The sequence below is a fragment of the Arthrobacter sp. D3-18 genome (assembly GCF_054408525.1).
Genome location: NZ_CP096440.1, coordinates 2625843 through 2642068 on the forward strand (window position 1 = coordinate 2625843; position 16226 = coordinate 2642068).

18 protein-coding genes, 7 tRNA genes and 1 riboswitch are annotated in these 16226 nt (G+C 62.0%); of the genes, 9 read left to right on the forward strand and 16 right to left on the reverse strand.

Annotated elements, in window-relative coordinates:
• Positions 1-20: 20 nt before the first annotated feature.
• From hisF to M1D89_RS14330, 16 genes are all read right to left on the reverse strand, one after another.
• Positions 21-797, reverse strand: coding sequence for an imidazole glycerol phosphate synthase subunit HisF (gene hisF / locus M1D89_RS14255; protein ID WP_498644423.1), 777 nt, complete (start codon positions 795-797; stop codon positions 21-23).
• Between the two features lie 78 nt (positions 798-875).
• The gene (gene hisG, locus M1D89_RS14260) at positions 876-1736 is read right to left on the reverse strand and encodes an ATP phosphoribosyltransferase (protein ID WP_498644425.1); all 861 of its coding nucleotides are present in this window, start codon (positions 1734-1736) and stop codon (positions 876-878) included.
• Between the two features lie 84 nt (positions 1737-1820).
• Entirely contained in the window at positions 1821-2084 is a 264-nt protein-coding gene (locus M1D89_RS14265) for a phosphoribosyl-ATP diphosphatase (RefSeq protein WP_018778638.1), read from the reverse strand.
• 105 nt (positions 2085-2189) lie between these two features.
• Positions 2190-2675, reverse strand: a complete 486-nt coding sequence (gene ribH / locus M1D89_RS14270) for a 6,7-dimethyl-8-ribityllumazine synthase (RefSeq protein WP_014921429.1) — start codon at positions 2673-2675, stop codon at positions 2190-2192.
• Positions 2676-2692: 17 nt separating this feature from the next.
• A complete protein-coding gene (ribA, locus tag M1D89_RS14275) occupies positions 2693-3394 on the reverse strand; it encodes a GTP cyclohydrolase II (RefSeq protein WP_498644428.1) in 702 nt (233 codons plus the stop codon).
• Positions 3391-4086 (reverse strand): 3,4-dihydroxy-2-butanone-4-phosphate synthase, encoded by a 696-nt coding sequence (ribB, locus tag M1D89_RS14280; protein WP_498644430.1) that lies wholly within the window; start codon positions 4084-4086, stop codon positions 3391-3393. The genes ribA and ribB overlap by 4 nt, the downstream gene beginning before the upstream one ends.
• Positions 4083-4712, reverse strand: coding sequence for a riboflavin synthase (locus M1D89_RS14285; RefSeq protein WP_498644432.1), 630 nt, complete (start codon positions 4710-4712; stop codon positions 4083-4085). Before M1D89_RS14285 ends, ribB begins: the two co-directional genes overlap by 4 nt.
• Positions 4712-5806, reverse strand: a complete 1095-nt coding sequence (gene ribD / locus M1D89_RS14290; RefSeq protein WP_498644434.1) for a bifunctional diaminohydroxyphosphoribosylaminopyrimidine deaminase/5-amino-6-(5-phosphoribosylamino)uracil reductase RibD — start codon at positions 5804-5806, stop codon at positions 4712-4714. Before ribD ends, M1D89_RS14285 begins: the two co-directional genes overlap by 1 nt.
• A 41-nt stretch (positions 5807-5847) precedes the next feature.
• Positions 5848-6552 (reverse strand): nicotinamide riboside transporter PnuC, encoded by a 705-nt coding sequence (pnuC, locus tag M1D89_RS14295; protein ID WP_498644436.1) that lies wholly within the window; start codon positions 6550-6552, stop codon positions 5848-5850.
• 90 nt (positions 6553-6642) lie between these two features.
• Positions 6643-6799, reverse strand: a riboswitch (FMN riboswitch).
• 78 nt (positions 6800-6877) lie between these two features.
• Positions 6878-7552 (reverse strand): ribulose-phosphate 3-epimerase, encoded by a 675-nt coding sequence (gene rpe, locus M1D89_RS14300; protein ID WP_475033466.1) that lies wholly within the window; start codon positions 7550-7552, stop codon positions 6878-6880.
• Between the two features lie 58 nt (positions 7553-7610).
• Positions 7611-9179: an RsmB/NOP family class I SAM-dependent RNA methyltransferase gene (locus tag M1D89_RS14305; RefSeq protein ID WP_498644439.1), complete on the reverse strand. Its 1569-nt coding sequence runs from the start codon at positions 9177-9179 to the stop codon at positions 7611-7613.
• The gene (gene fmt, locus M1D89_RS14310; protein ID WP_498644441.1) at positions 9176-10096 is read right to left on the reverse strand and encodes a methionyl-tRNA formyltransferase; all 921 of its coding nucleotides are present in this window, start codon (positions 10094-10096) and stop codon (positions 9176-9178) included. The genes M1D89_RS14305 and fmt overlap by 4 nt, the downstream gene beginning before the upstream one ends.
• A complete protein-coding gene (gene def, locus M1D89_RS14315; protein WP_498644443.1) occupies positions 10093-10665 on the reverse strand; it encodes a peptide deformylase in 573 nt (190 codons plus the stop codon). The genes fmt and def overlap by 4 nt, the downstream gene beginning before the upstream one ends.
• A gap of 50 nt (positions 10666-10715) precedes the next feature.
• Positions 10716-11609, reverse strand: a complete 894-nt coding sequence (locus tag M1D89_RS14320) for a cytochrome (RefSeq protein WP_498644445.1) — start codon at positions 11607-11609, stop codon at positions 10716-10718.
• A 12-nt stretch (positions 11610-11621) separates the two neighbouring features.
• On the reverse strand, positions 11622-11801 hold the full coding sequence (locus M1D89_RS14325; RefSeq protein ID WP_498644447.1) for a hypothetical protein: 180 nt from the start codon (positions 11799-11801) through the stop codon (positions 11622-11624).
• A 119-nt stretch (positions 11802-11920) separates the two neighbouring features.
• Positions 11921-11995, reverse strand: a tRNA-Val gene (locus tag M1D89_RS14330).
• Positions 11996-12244: 249 nt separating this feature from the next.
• Here M1D89_RS14330 and M1D89_RS14335 point away from each other — a divergent pair.
• The 9 genes from M1D89_RS14335 to M1D89_RS14375 all read left to right on the forward strand — a co-directional run bounded on the left by M1D89_RS14335 (position 12245) and on the right by M1D89_RS14375 (position 16210).
• Positions 12245-12317: transfer RNA gene (locus tag M1D89_RS14335), tRNA-Gly, on the forward strand.
• A gap of 46 nt (positions 12318-12363) precedes the next feature.
• Positions 12364-12434, forward strand: a tRNA-Cys gene (locus tag M1D89_RS14340).
• A 39-nt stretch (positions 12435-12473) separates the two neighbouring features.
• A tRNA-Val gene (locus tag M1D89_RS14345) sits at positions 12474-12548 on the forward strand.
• A gap of 57 nt (positions 12549-12605) precedes the next feature.
• Positions 12606-12678, forward strand: a tRNA-Gly gene (locus M1D89_RS14350).
• A 23-nt stretch (positions 12679-12701) separates the two neighbouring features.
• Positions 12702-12776 (forward strand) — tRNA-Val (locus M1D89_RS14355).
• 57 nt (positions 12777-12833) lie between these two features.
• A tRNA-Gly gene (locus tag M1D89_RS14360) sits at positions 12834-12909 on the forward strand.
• Positions 12910-13087: 178 nt separating this feature from the next.
• A complete protein-coding gene (locus tag M1D89_RS14365; protein ID WP_498644449.1) occupies positions 13088-14542 on the forward strand; it encodes an amino acid permease in 1455 nt (484 codons plus the stop codon).
• A gap of 96 nt (positions 14543-14638) precedes the next feature.
• Positions 14639-14872 carry an antitoxin gene (locus tag M1D89_RS14370; RefSeq protein ID WP_498644451.1) on the forward strand — a complete coding sequence of 78 codons (234 nt, stop codon included), beginning with the start codon at positions 14639-14641 and terminating at the stop codon, positions 14870-14872.
• Between the two features lie 120 nt (positions 14873-14992).
• Positions 14993-16210 carry a benzoate/H(+) symporter BenE family transporter gene (locus M1D89_RS14375; RefSeq protein WP_498644453.1) on the forward strand — a complete coding sequence of 406 codons (1218 nt, stop codon included), beginning with the start codon at positions 14993-14995 and terminating at the stop codon, positions 16208-16210.
• Positions 16211-16226: the final 16 nt, after the last annotated feature.

Here is a 16226-nt window from a genome sequence, read left to right on the forward strand (position 1 = left end):
TTGCTGTCTACGCCTGAAAACTAGCGGACTTCGAACCCGGCGTCGCGAATCGCGGTCTTAACCCGGGCAATCATGTCGTCCGGGCCAAAGTGGAACACGGACGCCGCAAGGACGGCGTCAGCGCCCGCCTCCACCGCAGGCGGGAAATGCGCAGGAACTCCTGCCCCGCCCGAAGCAATGATGGGGATATTCACCGCGGCGCGGACCAGGCGAATCAATTCGAGATCGAAGCCATCTTTGGTGCCGTCTGCGTCGATCGAGTTGAGCAGGATTTCCCCCACACCCCGGTCGGCTGCTTCCTTGGCCCAGGCAACGGCGTCGATTCCGGTACCGGTGCGGCCACCGTGGGTGGTCACTTCGAAACCGGACGACGTCGGTTCGTCGCCTTCTCGGGTACGGCGCGCATCCACGGAGAGCACCAGCACTTGCGAGCCGAAGTGGCGAGTGATTTCGTCAATGACGTCGGGCCGGGCAACGGCGGCGGTGTTGATGGACGCCTTGTCCGCACCAAAGCGCAGGAGTTTGTCTACCTCGGCAACTCCACGGACGCCTCCGCCCACGGTCAGGGGAATGAAGACTTCCTCCGCAGTGCGGCGGACGACGTCGAACGTGGTTTCGCGGTTGCCGGATGATGCAGTGACGTCCAGGAAAGTGAGTTCGTCGGCCCCGCCATTATCGTATCGGTGGGCGAGTTCCACCGGGTCACCGGCGTCGCGAAGTCCTTCAAAGTTGACGCCCTTGACGACGCGGCCGGCGTCGACATCCAGGCAGGGTATGACGCGTACGGCTACAGCCATGTGCTGCTCCTCAGTTCTTTGTGCTCTGCTGTTGTTACGCGGCCGGGCTGTTCGATGCCCGGCTAAGCGATACGCGGGTCAAATACGGCAGGCGTGGATGCTGCTGACCAGGATGGCGCGTGCGCCGAGGTCGTAAAGTTCGTCCATGATGCGGTTGGTTTCCTTCTTGGGAACCATGGACCGCACGGCAACCCACTCGGAATCGCGAAGCGGCGAAACGGTGGGCGACTCAAGTCCCGGCGTCAGCGCTGCTGCGTCTTCCACCAGGTCTTTGCGGATGTCGTAATCCATCAGCACGTACTGGCGTGCCACAAGGACGCCCTGCAGGCGACGGATGAGGATGTCGATTTCCTTGGCTGTTCCATTGGCAGCGCCGCCCGAACCGGAACGTCGAATCAACACGGCCTCGGATTTCAGGATCGGATCGCCAAAGATCTCCATGCCGGCAGCCTTGAGGGTGTTGCCTGTTTCAACGACGTCCGCGATCGCATCCGCCACCCCGAGACGCACCGAAGATTCCACGGCTCCATCCAAGCGGACCACCTTGGCGTTGACGCCGCGCTCGGCGAGGTAGTCGCGCAGCAGTCCGTCGTAGCTGGTGGCGAGTCGCTTGCCTTCAAGCTGCTCGACGCCGCTGAAGTCACCTACGGGGCCGGCGAACCGGAACGTGGACGGGGCGAAGCCGAGGGGAAGCAGTTCTTCGGCTTCCACCTTGGCGTCAAGCAAGAGGTCGCGGCCAGTGATGCCGACGTCCAGGGTTCCCTGGCCTACGTAGACCGCGATGTCGCGGGGACGCAGGAAGAAGAACTCAATGTCATTGTCGGGATCAACCATGACCAGTTCGCGGGTGTCGCGGCGCTGGCGGTAACCAGCCTCGGACAACATTGCCGAGGCGGCTTCGGACAGGGATCCCTTGTTGGGGACTGCTACACGGAGCATTGGGAGACTTTCTTTTTGGAATGGAGGTTTTCAGGCACCTTGGCCACGCAAAGGGCTCCGCAACAGGCAGGCGGAGTGGCGTGGCTAGAGATGCTTGTAAACGTCCTCCAGGCTGAGGCCCTTGGCGAGCATGAGGACCTGCAGGTGGTAGAGCAACTGGGAGATTTCCTCAGCAGCGGCTTCGTCCGATTCGTACTCCGCGGCCATCCAGACTTCGGCGGCCTCTTCGACCACCTTTTTGCCGATGCCGTGGATTCCGGAGTCCAGTTCGGCAACCGTGCGCGAGCCTGCCGGGCGGGTCGCTGCTTTCTCACTCAGTTCTGCGAACAGCGTCTCGAAATTCTTCACGCCCTCCAGACTACTTGCTCGGGGGCGACCACCGCTTGTTGGGGCGTTGCATGACGAAGGGGATGTGAGTGAAGACACACCCACATCCCCTTCGGGCCAATGCTTCTAGCTGAACTGCTTGAGTGTCACAGCCGTGGCCAAGGCAGCGGTCACTGCTTCGTGGCCCTTGTCCTCCTTGGAACCGGGAAGGCCTGCACGGTCGATGCCCTGTTGCTCGGTGTCACACGTGAGGACGCCGAAGCCGACCGGCACGCCGGTGCGGACACTGACGTCGGTGAGTCCCGACGTCGCGGCTTGGCAGACGTAATCGAAGTGCGGCGTTCCACCGCGGATAACCACGCCAAGTGCTACGACGGCGTCAAAGTGCGGCGCGAGCCTGGCGGCGGCAACCGGAAGCTCGAAGCTGCCCGGAACCCGCAGCAACGTGGGTTCGGCGATGCCGGCTTCCTTGGCTGCCCGCAGGGCGCCGTCAACCAGTCCATCCATGATCTGGGTGTGCCAGCTTGCCGCCACAATGGCGAGCTTCAACTGGGAGGTTTCCTCGGGGTTGAGGGTGGTGAGGTCAATAGTGGGTGCGCCGTGGCCGCTCATATTCGTGATGAATCCGTTCAGTCTTGGTTGTCAAAAGGGTGGGCTGCCGGTGTCTTGCCATTGCTGACCGGCTCTACTTCGAGCGCCAGCCGGTGGTCCATCCGGTCCTTCTTGGTCTGCAGGTAGCGAAGGTTTTGCTCGCGGGAAGGAACCTCGGTAGGAACCATTTCCACAACCCTTACACCAGCTTGGGCAAGGCGGTTTTGCTTGTCAGGGTTGTTGCTCAGCAACCTGACCTCATGGAGTCCCATCTCCGCCAGGATCTGTCCCGCGGCGGTGTAGGAACGCGCATCCACCGGCAGGCCCAGCTGTTCGTTGGCCTCTACGGTATCGAAACCGGCTTCCTGCAGCGCGTAAGCCTTGATCTTGTTGGCCAGCCCGATGCCGCGCCCCTCCTGGCCACGCAGGTAGAGCAAGGTACCGCCTTCTGCGTGGATGAGCTCCAAGGCAAAAGCCAGCTGCTCTCCGCAATCGCAGCGGTAGGAACCGAACACGTCGCCGGTCAGGCACTCGGAATGCAGCCGCACCAAGGGGGCACGGCCACCTGTGGGCGGGTTGGGGGAACTCACGGCAAGGTGCTCATGCCCGGTCTCAAGGTCAGTCCACGCCTGTGCTACGAAATCACCAAAAGCCGTAGGTAACTGCACAATCGGCCCACCGCTGACGGGGTGCGGCCCGGGGCCGGTGTGGTCACTGCTGCGTGTGGTCGATGCGGTCATCGCTTCTCCTCGTCCTCCTGTGAAACATGTGCCGTCTGGGACTCTACCGCCTCAACATATGACACCAGGTCCTCGATGGAGATGAGGGGGCACCCATGTTCAGCGGCAAAGTCGCGCAGGCTGTCCAGCCGCATCATTTCACCGTCGTCATGTACCAACTCTGCGATCACACCCACCGGAGCCAGCCCGGCAAGACGACACAGGTCCACGGCAGCTTCCGTGTGACCTGGACGTTCACGCACTCCCCCGTTAACTGCCCGCAACGGGAAAATATGCCCGGGGCGGGTGATCGACGCTGGCGTGCTGCTCGGATCTGCCAGAATCCGGGCCGTCAATGCGCGGTCCGTGGCTGAAATTCCGGTACTGACCCCGATCGCGGCGTCGCAGGAAACGGTATACGCGGTTCCTTTGGCGTCCTCGTTGATCTCCACCATGGGCGGCAGAATGAGGGCGTCCGCACGTTCTCCGTCCAACGGAACACAGATGACGCCGGATGAATACCGGATGGTCCAACCCATGAGGGCGGGACTGGCGTGTTGGGCGGCGAAGATGATGTCGCCTTCGTTCTCCCGGTCTTCGTTGTCCACCACGATCACGGCTTTGCCCGCCGCCATCGCAGCGATAGCTGACTCAACAGGATCAAGCCCGGTACGATGCGTGCCGGCGGGAGTTGTCTTGGCGGGGGCGCTCATCGTGCACCTCCCTGGACGGGCGCGAAGGACAGCAGGCGTTCGGTGTACTTGGCCAGCACGTCAACCTCAAGGTTCACGCGGCCTCCCACCGTTTTGGCCCCCAACCCTGTTTCTTCCAGCGTGGTGGGGATCAGTCCCACTTCAAACCACGGTGCCGCTTCGGCAGCTGGACTGACCGCTGTCACGGTCAGGGAGACACCGTCGACGGCGATCGAACCTTTTTCTGCAATGTACCGTGCCAGCGGGGCCGGCACTCCAAACCGCAGCCGGTCCCAGTTTCCCAGCGGTTCGCGTTCCAGCAGTTCACCCACACCGTCCACATGGCCCTGGACAACGTGGCCATCCAGGCGTCCGCCAGCCGGAACGCAACGCTCAAGGTTCACGGCATCTCCTTCTGCCAACTCGCCGATGGTGGTCCGGACCAGGGTCTCCCCCATGACATCCACAGTGAAGTCCTGACCGTCGATCCGAGTGGCCGTCAGGCACACCCCGTTGACCGCAATGGAACCACCCAGGGGCAATCCCTCGGCGGTGGTGGGTGCTTTCAGCCGCAGTGTTGCGCTGGCATCGCCATCATGCTCAATGCCCAGCACGGTGCCTTGCTCAGCAACGATTCCCGTAAACATCAGTGTCCTCCTGTGACATATTCCGCAGCTTCACTGTGTGAAGCCAAAGTCTTCTGCGGAACCGAATTCTTAATTGTGCTGGCAGCCCCTCGTGGGGACCGCAGGTGGAGCCGAAGGTCATTGCCGAGGATGCGCACAGCGCCGCCACCGGCTTCGTCCCAAGACCAGTGCTGGGCGTCCGCCAGCGTGGTGATACCGAGGTCGTTCAGGGCAGGAGTTCCGGATCCCAGCAGCGTCGGGGCCAAGTAGACGATCAGTTCGTCCACCAGGTCTGCTGCGAGGAACGTACTCAAAATGGATGAGCCGCCTTCCACCATGAGGTGGCGGACCCCCTGTTCGAACAGCATGCCCAGGGCTTCTGCCGGATCCCGTGTGGGCAGGTGAACGAAACGCCCATCAGTTCCGCGGACTGCAGCGTCTTCGGGGACGTCCCGCAGGCCCATGACGGCTCGTATTGGCTGATGAGGTGAAAGTTCGCCGTCCGGGGTGCGGGCCGTGAGCCGCGGGTTGTCGATCAGCACGGTTCCGGTGCCCACCAGAATCGCGTCGATGAGTCCGCGCAGTCCGTGGTTGTCGGCCAGCGACTCCGGGCAGGAGATCCACTGACTGGTGCCATCCACCGCGGCGATGCGGCTGTCCAGGGTCTGGGCGATATGCAGGGTGACGAACGGACGCTTGGCTGCAACGGCGTCGAACCAGTCACGGTTCAGGTCCAGCGCCTTTTCGCCTTCCAGCCCGGAGCTGACCTCAACACCGGCGGCCGAGAGCGTACGCGCACCGCCCGCGGCGGGGTCATGGGGATCATCGACGGCGTAGATCACCTTCGCGATTCCCGCGGCCATGATGGCTTGGGCGCAAGGTCCGGTGCGACCCACATGGTTGCAGGGCTCCAACGTGACCACCATGGTGGCTCCCACGATGTCGATGTCTTTCCTGCGGGCTTCGGAAATCGCGTCAGCTTCAGCATGGGCCGTTCCGGCCCCTCGGTGGTAACCCGTTGCCAGCTGCTCGCCCTCAGGACTGAGGATAACGGCCCCGACCAACGGATTGGCTCCCCGGGGACCTGCCAAGGCCACCGACAAAGCGGTCTCCATGGCCGTACTTTCTGCAGGGGTGTAAGTCGTGTTGGCAAAGTTCACTGGGCAGCACCCGCTGATACGGCAACCGCTGCCGGGCTCGCGTTGTGGTCGGCACGTTCACGCTTTTCTGCCCGCCACCATACGAAGAACCCGGTGAGGGTGAAGAAGCCATAGAACAGATACATGACTGCGCTGGCGTAGTAACCCGCGCTGAACAGCAGCGGCACGCCCACAATGTCAACGGCCACCCAGATCAGCCAAAACTCGGTCCAGCCGCGGGCCATACCGTATGTTGCCAGCAAGGATCCCATAAACGTCCAAGCGTCGGCCCAAACCGGCGGGTAGGAGCCTAAGGCGTCAAACACGGGCGTCAGAGCTGCCGTGCCCGCCACCATCGCACCAATCAGGGCGATGCGGACCTTGTTGCTGGCCCAGCCGGGGACGATGGCGCGCCCTTGGGTGCTTGATTGCCGGCCCTGCTGCCACCGGTACCAGCCATAGATGGCGACGGCGATGAACATGATTTGGCGTGCGGCCTGTCCCCACAAGGTGGCAGGCGCTGCTGCGCCGAAGACGTTGCCCAGGAAGACCGTGAGCAGGAGGATGTTACCGACGATGCCGATTGGCCAAGCCCAGACTTTGCGGCGCATACCGCCGAGGGCGCTGAGGAGCCCAAAGATGTTTCCAAGCACTTCGCGTAAGACAAGAGCAGATCCTCCAACGGGGATCTGTGCTTCGAAGAGCCATCGCAGAAAGTCCATGCCGTTCCTTCCCAGTAAGCCGCGATGACTCCGGGGGTGTACGACAGCGCACTGCCGGGCGTTCGCAAAAGGAACGCCCAAGGCATGACTGTACGTGCTTCTCCCATCCAGACTTTAACTGTCGGTACCGGAATTTCACCAGTTCAACCGTCCGCCACCGGATGCCCAACTTCTTGGGAATTCAATGGCTCGCGGGTCGCGGACTATAACCGCCGGTTCGGACTTACACCGACCCCGGAGCACGTATGTGTGTTGTTATTCTGCCACAACTGCCAAGATGTCCGGGCTATTCCCGGGCCATCTTCGTAACATGTGGTGACGGTCGTCAGGCTTTCGTCGCGGAAGCAGCCTGGCCCGCAGCGCGGAGTCGGTCGATCGCTTCTGCAGGGTCCTGATGCCCATAAACTGCCGAGCCCGCAACGAATACGTTGGCCCCTGCCTCGGCAGCCCGAACAATGGTCTCCTCAGTAATGCCGCCATCCACCTGGATGGCGACGCCGATGCCCGAACCTTCGATTGCCGCCCGGGCACGACGGATCTTGGGCAAGGTGATATCCAGGAATGACTGCCCCCCGAATCCGGGCTCCACCGTCATGATCAGCAGCATGTCCAGCTCGCTCAGCATGTCCAAGTAGGGCTCCACGGGCGTGGCCGGGCGCAGGGCCATACCTGCCTTGGATCCACGGGCCCGTAATTCGCGGGCGAGCTTGACCGGCGCCATGGCAGCTTCGGCATGGAATGTCACTGAAGCAACACCTGCATCCGCGTAGGCAGGTGCCCAGCGGTCGGCGTCGGAAATCATCAAATGCGCATCCAGCGGAACAGGGCTGACCGCTTGAATTCTCTGCACCACTGGCAGTCCAAGCGTCAGGTTGGGCACGAAGTGATTGTCCATGACGTCCACGTGGACGGCATCCGCATTGCTGATCCGTTGGAGTTCCGCCTCAAGGTTGACGAAATCCGCTGAAAGAATGCTCGGGTTGATACAGCACTGAGACAAGGCAGCCCCCTCTAATGGGTGATAGTCGAAAGCTCGGTGAAGGTCTAAGGCTTGCTAGCTACGGCTTCTTGCGGATAATCGCCATGAACATGGCATCCGTCTGGTGAACGTGCGGCCACAACTGGGCCGTCAGCTCGTGACCAGCGCCGAGGCTACCGGTGAGGCTGACATCATCCAACGCCTGTCCGGCGTCGAGGAGTTCAAGATCCCCGCGCTTGGCCAAGACGTCAGTAACAACAGCCGTGGTTTCGGCTGGATGCGGCGAACACGTCACGTAGGCTACGACGCCACCAGGCCTGACGGCGTCAAGCGCGGACTTCAGCAAATCACGCTGCAGCGGGCCCAAATCTCCGATGTCTTTGGGCGAGCGGCGCCACCGCGATTCGGGCCGCCGTCGCAGCGCCCCAAGACCACTGCAAGGTACGTCGACGAGGACACGGTCAAAAGTCCCGGGCTGCTCCGCACCCACTTCACGACCATCACCGGTCCGCACTGTCCAGGCCTCGTTGGGAACAGCCGAGAGCGCCTGCTGAACAAGTTTGGCCCGGTGTGGTGCAGGCTCGTTGGCCAGGAGAGTTGCGCCGTCGCGGTAGGCCAGGGCAGCCAAAAGAGCCGCCTTACCCCCGGGGCCGGCGCACAAGTCCAGCCATCGCTCACCCTCTGCTGGCGGCTCCCCCAGCTCGACTCCGGCCAAAGCACGCGCCACAAGCTGTGATCCGACGTCCTGAACACGCGTCGTTCCCCGCCGGACCGATTCGAAACGGCCCAGGTCACCGCCAGCGGAGAGTGCTGAATCCTCCACCAACTCACCGGCGGTGGCTCCATTATCGAAAGCCTCGTCGAGGTTCCCCAGTCCTGGCAAGGCCACCAAGTTGACCACCGGGGCGGCGTTATCTGCCTCCAGGAGGGCGTCGATTTCGTTTTTGGGCCGACCATGGTTCACCAACGATTGGCGAAGTGCCCGGACAATCCATTCAGGGTGCGCATGGCGCAAGGCTGCGATCTTGGTTTCATCGGATTCGTCATCCAGCAGGATCTCAAGCCACTCGGCCATGCTGTGCGCAGTGACCTTGCGAAGTACCGCATTAATAAGGGCCGACGGGCCGGCACCGATAACCGCGCGTGCCAGGCCGACGGTCTGGTCCAGCGCGGCATGAGCGGGAACGCGCATGGAGAGCAGCTGGTGCGCACCGATCCGCAGGGCATCAAGGATTGCAGGATCCAGTTGCTCCAAGGGTCGGTCCACGCAACGGGCAAGAATGGCATCGTAGGTACCTTGCCCACGCAAAGCCCCATAGCTCAATTCAGTGGCAAAGCCGGCATCCCGACGGTCCAGGCGGTGCTCCCGGATGCGCGCCGGAAGCACAAGGTTTGCGTAGGCATCTTCGGAAGCAACCGCGCGGAGCACTTCAAAAGCCACCAGTCGGGCTGGATCTGCGCGGCGCGTACGCTGCGACGGAGCGTTATTGGTGAAGCCCCTCTGCGGTCCCCTGTTTCGCTCCCGGCCCTGGGCATTGCGCTTGCTCTCACCCCGGGCTCCACGGTTGCCCTGCGAGTCTCGGTTTCCCGCCCCGCCGCCGTCCCGGCTCCCGCTGTTGTTGGGGCCTCGGCGGCCGGACTCGCTCATTCGAATACCACTCTTTCGGGTGTTGCCAAGCCGCGGGCCCAATCGGCCGACGACATCATTTTCTTACCAGCCGGTTGGATCCGGCCAAGCTCCACTGCATGGGAACCTGTACCCACCAGCACCGACTTGCCCTCCACCCGGATGCTTCCCGGGGGAAGGTCCTTGACCTCGGGACGCAAAGCTACTGGTTCAAGTTTGACCCTTTGGCCTTCCAAAGTTGTCCATGCTCCGGGTTCAGGAGTAACTCCGCGCGCACGGCGGTTCAAAGCAAGGGCCGGCTGCTGCCAATCCAAGCGTCCGTCGTCGAGAGTCAGTTTGGGGGCAAGGGAGATCTCCCCGTTTTGAGGCTGTGGAGCAGCCTGACCCGCATCTATAGCGGAAAGGGTCTGGTTCAGCAGAACCGCGCCGCTGATGGACAGGCGCTCGAGGAGATCGCCCGCGGTATCTTCAGGACGAATTGCTTCAGTCAGCGTCCCGAATACAGGCCCGGTATCGAGCCCTTCTTCAAGCTGGAAAGTAACGGCCCCGGTGACGTCGTCGCCCGCGATGATGGAACGCTGCACGGGGGCAGCACCGCGCCATGCCGGAAGTAGGGAGAAGTGCAGATTGACCCAGCCGTGCCTCGGGACACCCAAGGCAGCCTTGGGAACGATGCCACCGTAGGCAACAATGGCGGCGACGTCGGGAGCGAACTCCGCGATTCTGGCCGTCGTATCGGCGTCAACCTTTGCCGCGCGAATGACCTCGATACCGAGTTCCATCGCCCGTGCAGCCACAGGCGAAGGAGTCAGGACACGTTTGCGGCCCACGGGCGCATCCGGCCGGGTTAGTACGGCCACGACGTCGAAGCCGGCCTTAGTCAGCGCGTCCAAAGACGGCACAGCCACAGCCGGTGTTCCGGCGAAGAGTACCCTCACTCGGGCGCCCCGAAGCTTCCGCCGCCAAAACTCGACCCGACTGAATTGGCGCGCTGGGACGTGGTTTGCTCGGTAATCGCGTGGTAGTTGGCGTTCCGGATAGCGCGGAGGGCGGCCTTACGGTCATCGCCTTCCAGCCTGTCCGTGTACAGGACGCCATCAAGGTGATCTGTCTCGTGTTGGAAGCAACGTGCGAGCATGCCTTCAGCCTCTACCGAGACCGGATTGCCGTTCAGGTCCACACCGGTTGCCCGGGTGGCCCGATGCCGACGCACGGGGAAGCCCAGGCCGGGAATGGAAAGGCAACCCTCCACCTCGTCCGGCTGGAAGTCCTCACTGTTTTCCAGGACCGGGTTAATGATGTGACCTTCCACTCCCCCGATGCGATAGGTGAACACACGCTGGCTGACGCCCACCTGCGGCGCGGCAAGGCCTGCACCCTCAACGTCTTCCATGGTTTCCGTCATGTCAGCTACCAGCTTGACGAGCTCCGGACCGAAATCGGTGACGGGGTCAGCTACGGTGCGCAGCACCGGGTCCCCGATGATTCGGATACTCAAAATTGCCATCTGCTGTCAGTCCTCACGATCGTCAAACCAGGTTCCGGTTGTTGCGGAGCCTAAGCCAGTTTAGTTGAGGACAAGGCCGGTGTTGGTGTCGCGCCAGCTGACGCGGAGACCGGCGGAGCGACAGGCAACAGTGGCTGCCCCGCAGCGACAACGTCCGCTGACATCTCCCACACCCGCCGCAGGGCGCAGAACTTCCACCAGTGGTGCTTGAGGATGTCCGGGTTGGCCCGCTGTGGCCGGACTTCAGTCTCACCAATGGCCACCGCAAGCAGCATGGGGCTGTCTCCGTATTTCCATGGCTCCCATTCACCTGCAACAGGATCCACCAGGCTTTCCTCGGCCTTCATCCCGGCCGCGAGTTGCATGACCACTTTGTCATCCAAGGCCTTGACTGTCCCGTCCCTGGTGGTGCCCTTGGTTTTGTAGTCAATCAGGCAGATGCGACCGTTGATCCGGGCAACGAGGTCCAACGTCCCGGCATAACCCACTGTCTTGTTCCACACAGTGATCTCCGGCGCCAGGGGCTCCACCCGGTAGAGCTCCCACCATTCGTCAAAACGGGCAGCAAAGGCCTGTTCGCCATGGGCAGCGAGGTCGTCCCTGCATTCCTGCATCCGGTGCGGCCGCCCCATCGCCCGCAACGCTACCTGTTCGCAGTACGTGTGGACGCGGTCACCGCGTGCGGCCGCAGCATCCCGGTAAACCTCTGCGGCTTTGGACGCCTTGTTGATTGCCTGGCGGATTTTCGCCGGGCTTCCGAGAATCGAAGGAAGCTCAGGATCCGCGGCCAGGCTGCTCGCCCCCATGTAACTGAACCACCCGTCCAAGGCGTGCGCCTGTTGTCCGATCACCGTAGTAATGGACGGTACGGAAAATTGCTCAGTAGTGGAGCGGGCGTACATCCGGCCGTAGTCAGTAGCGTGGGCAAGCAGTGGAGCAGTCATACAAAGACTGTGTCATAGAGGGCCGACAGAATTCATCCGCGGGAAGATCAACGCCAGTTGCTCAGGAGGCAGTCTGGCGAGCTTGCCGGCGAGAATCGGGGCGGTCAGCGCGAGGTCCGGGAAGGGTGTGGCAGGTTCCGCAATGGCCGTGGTCTCAGCCGGAGGCAATTCCGGCTCTTCTTGTTCGCGCATGCTGATGTGTGTCGCGTCCACGTACTTCGTGACGCAGAAACCCGCAATCCGCCAAACAAGCCTGCAACAAAAGAAAACCCCGCCCGGACTGACTCAGACAGTCCAAACGGGGTTCCCGGTGGTGGGCGATACTGGGTTCGAACCAGTGACCTCTTCGGTGTGAACGAAGCGCGCTACCACTGCGCCAATCGCCCGGGTGCAAAGAAAACACTAACGGACCATGGCCGGAATGCAAAACGCGCGGACCCTTACCACGAAGGATCGAACTACATCCATGGAATTACAGCCATGAAACTTGCCGCAATCCGCGCAAATACAAGGATCCAGCCACCTTCAGGATCAAAAGCAAGCTACCGATTTGGAGTTTGCAAGAACCTCCTATAGAGTTTTTACTCGTCGGAAAGCGACGGAATGCCTGCAGGGCTGCCCGCCGAAACGACACTGCGGACGTAGCTCAGCTGGTAGAGCACCACCTTGCCAAGGTGGATGTCGCGAGTTCGAATCTCGTCGTCCGCTCGCAAGGCACTGTCAAGGCAAGAATTCCTCGGAATCCTGCTTACACGGTGGGTTGGCCGAGAGGCGAGGCAGCGGCCTGCAAAGCCGTATACACGGGTTCGAATCCCGTACCCACCTCGGTGAAAACCATGTCTTCCAGCTGTTGGCTGGATGCATGGGCGATTGGCGCAGCGGTAGCGCGCTTCCCTGACACGGAAGAGGTCACTGGTTCGATCCCAGTATCGCCCACCAAAACAAGGCAACTTGTTTGTTGTTGAACGCCAGGCATCAGCCCGGCAAGCAACATGTGCGGACGTAGCTCAGCTGGTAGAGCACCACCTTGCCAAGGTGGATGTCGCGAGTTCGAATCTCGTCGTCCGCTCTCCTTTTGAAGGACCCGGTAACGGGCGATTGGCGCAGCGGTAGCGCGCTTCCCTGACACGGAAGAGGTCACTGGTTCGATCCCAGTATCGCCCACCAAAACAAGGCAACTTGTTTGTTGTTGAACGCCAGGCATCAGCCCGGCAGGCAACATGTGCGGACGTAGCTCAGCTGGTAGAGCACCACCTTGCCAAGGTGGATGTCGCGAGTTCGAATCTCGTCGTCCGCTCCAAATAAAGAAAGCAGCTCCCCGGAGCTGCTTTTTTTATGCCCGGATTCCGCCAATACTCAATTGATTATTGGAAGTAACCGATACCCCTCAGAAGAAGTCGCTTTATCTAATGTGATTCGGCTCGCATAATGTACTGCGAGCTCATCACCGTTCCACGCCTACCGGCAGGAGTACCCCCATGAACCAAATGACGGCTTCCAAGTCCGTCCTGCGGCGCAAGCCCATCGACGATATTGAGGAAGAGAACAAACACAGCGGACTTTTTAAGAGTCTTGGCCTCTGGCAACTGACAGCCATCGGCGTCGGCGGAATTATCGGCGTCGGCATCTTCTCGCTGGCCGGGCTGGTAGCCCATGGCAGCGAGAGCAACCCGGGCGTCGGCCCTGCCGTGCTCTTCTCGTTCCTGATCGCCGGTCTCGCTTCCGGTGCAGCAGCATTGTCCTACGCCGAATTCGCGGGCATGATCCCCCGCGCCGGATCGGCATACACCTACGGCTATGTTGCTTTGGGAGAGATCATCGGCTGGTTCATCGGCTGGGATCTCCTGCTTGAATACATCGCCATCGTGGCTGTGGTGGCTATCGGCATCTCCGGTTACTTCGATGCTTTCCTTTCCGGCATCGGAATCCATATGCCCACGTGGATGACGTCCACCGCTGACGAGGGCAAGGGCGGCATCATCAACCTGCCGGCCATCCTCGTCTGCCTCCTGGTCACTTGGATCCTGAGCCGGGGAACCAAAGCGTTTGGCCGCTTTGAACTGGTAGCGGTTGCCATCAAGGTCATCCTGATCCTGTTCATCATCGGCCTGGGTATTTTCTACATCAACACCGAGAACTACAACCCGTTCATGCCCAGTGGCTTCGGCCCCGTCCTGGCCGGTGCCGCTACCGTCTTCTTCGCCGTCTTCGGCTATGACGCCATGAGCACCGCCGCGGAAGAGGCCAAGGACGGCAAGAAGCACATGCCCAAGGCCATCATCCTCTCGCTCATCGTGGCCATGCTGCTTTATGTTGCCGCCACACTCGTGCTCACCGGCATGCAGAACTACAAGGACATTGATCCCACAGCCGGCTTCGCTTCAGCGTTCACCGGCGTCGGCCTGCCTGTCATCGCCACCATCATTTCGGTGTTCGCGGTCCTGTCCATCCTCACCGTGATGCTCACCTTCCTGCTTGGCGTCACCCGAGTTTGGTTCTCCATGAGCCGCGACGGCCTTCTCCCTGGCTGGTTTGCCAAGACTGACCGCCACGGGACTCCGCAGCGGGTCACGTGGATTGCAGGTGTGGCCTCAGCGTTCCTCGCCGGCGTCTTCCCCATCAAGGAAGTCGCCGACCTCACCAACATCGGCATTCTGGCTGCCTTCGTGGTGGTCTGCATTTCCGTGATCGTCTTCCGCTACACCAAGCCCAATGCTCCGCGCACGTTCCGTTTGCCCTTCATGCCGGTTGTCCCCGCGTTCGGTGTCCTGGCCTCGGCCTTCCTGATGTTCCAGCTCCACTGGGAAACCTGGGTGCGGTTCGGGGCCTGGCTGGTTATCGGCCTGATCATCTACTTCGCTTATGGACGCAGGCACTCCCTCATGAACCCGGACAGCCCGCGCCACAAGCTCGAAAATAAGCCGTTGGCGTAGTTCGTCCACAGGCCGCCGCCGAACCCTTGGCACCTCGGAGAACTGGTGTTAGGGTCGGACGCGGAGGAGCGAACTGGCTCCGCGAATGGAAGGGAGGTGCCCGTGGGTTTAATTGACGACCTGAAGGGCAAGGCTCAGGGTCTCATTCAAGGCAACGGAGAAGCCATCAAGAATGGCATCGACAAGGCCGGGGATTTTGTGGACCAGAAGACGGGCGGCAAGTATGCCGGTCACGTCGACAAAGTCCAAAATGCCGCTTCCGATTTCGTGGCCAAGAACGACGGTAAGCCTGGACAGGCTCCCGTCGCGGATGAGCCGAAGCAGCCGTAGCTGCCTGAGCCGCCGTACCAGATACGTCAAGGGGGCACCGGTCCCGCCGAGAGGCGCCACCGGTGCCCTTGGCGTTTAACGGGCAGCCGCTAACCCGGCTGGTCAGGTACGTTGGACGTTATGCCTTCAGCTTCCACCCCTGCCGTCCAAAGCCGCGCCGCCAAGGAGACGCTGGGACCACCCATCACGGCAGGCATCGTCACCGCCCTAGTGGGTTTCACCTCGTCATTCGCTGTGGTCCTGGCGGGTTTGAAGGCTGTGGGGGCGAACCAGGCCCAAGCATCCAGCGGCCTACTAGCGCTGACGCTCACCTTTGGACTCGGAATCCTGTGGCTCTCGTGGCGGTCCCGGATGCCCGTAACTTTGGCGTGGTCCACGCCCGGCGCGGCGCTGCTCGCCTCCGCTGGAATGGTCGACGGCGGCTGGCCGGCCGCTGTAGGTGCGTTCCTGATCGTCGGGGTGCTGATCGTCCTGACAGGGCTCCTTCCCGTCTTGGGGAGGATCATGGCGCAGATCCCCACCGCACTGGCACAGGCAATGCTCGCCGGCGTGCTGCTCCCCCTTTGCCTTGCGCCCTTCAAATCGTTGGGATCGGCTCCCCTGTTCATCGCACCAGTGGTGGTGTGCTGGGTTGTCCTGATGAAAGTCGCACCACGTTGGTCGGTGCCGGCATCGCTGCTCGTCGCACTGGCGGTCATCGGCGTCCACATCGTGTCCAACGGCGTTCAGATTCCCGTCGGCAGCCTCCTGCCAAGGCTGGAGTGGACCACCCCCGCTTTTACCGTGGAGGCTGCGGTGGGTTTGGCACTGCCCTTGTTCATCGTCACCATGGCATCACAGAACATTCCCGGCGTCGCGGTCCTGAAGTCGTTCGGCTACACCACCCCGTGGCGGCCGTCGATGCTGATAACCGGAGCGGGCACCATCGCGGGAGCGCCGTTTGGAGGCCATGCGATCAACCTGGCCGCCCTCAGCGCAGCCTTAGCGGCGGGTGAGGAAGCGGGCAGGGACCACGGCAGGCGCTGGATCGCCGCGTTTGTCGCAGGCTTTGCCTATTTGATCCTGGCCGTTGCCTCAGCAGCACTGGTCACTTTAGTTGCTGCAGCGCCGCCCGGACTTCTTGAGGCCGTGGCCGGCCTCGCCCTTTTGGGGACACTGGCCTCGTCCATCTCGTCGGCCCTGGCGGTAGCCGAGGAACGCATCCCCGCCTGCATCACTTTCCTGTTGGCAGCATCAGGCCTGAGCTTCGCCGGCGTTGGCGCTGCCTTCTGGGCGTTGGCAGGCGGCATCCTGGTGCGGTGGATGCTGAAGAGCCGCGAACCTGTTCACAAGGCGTGAAGCAGGCAGGAAGTCC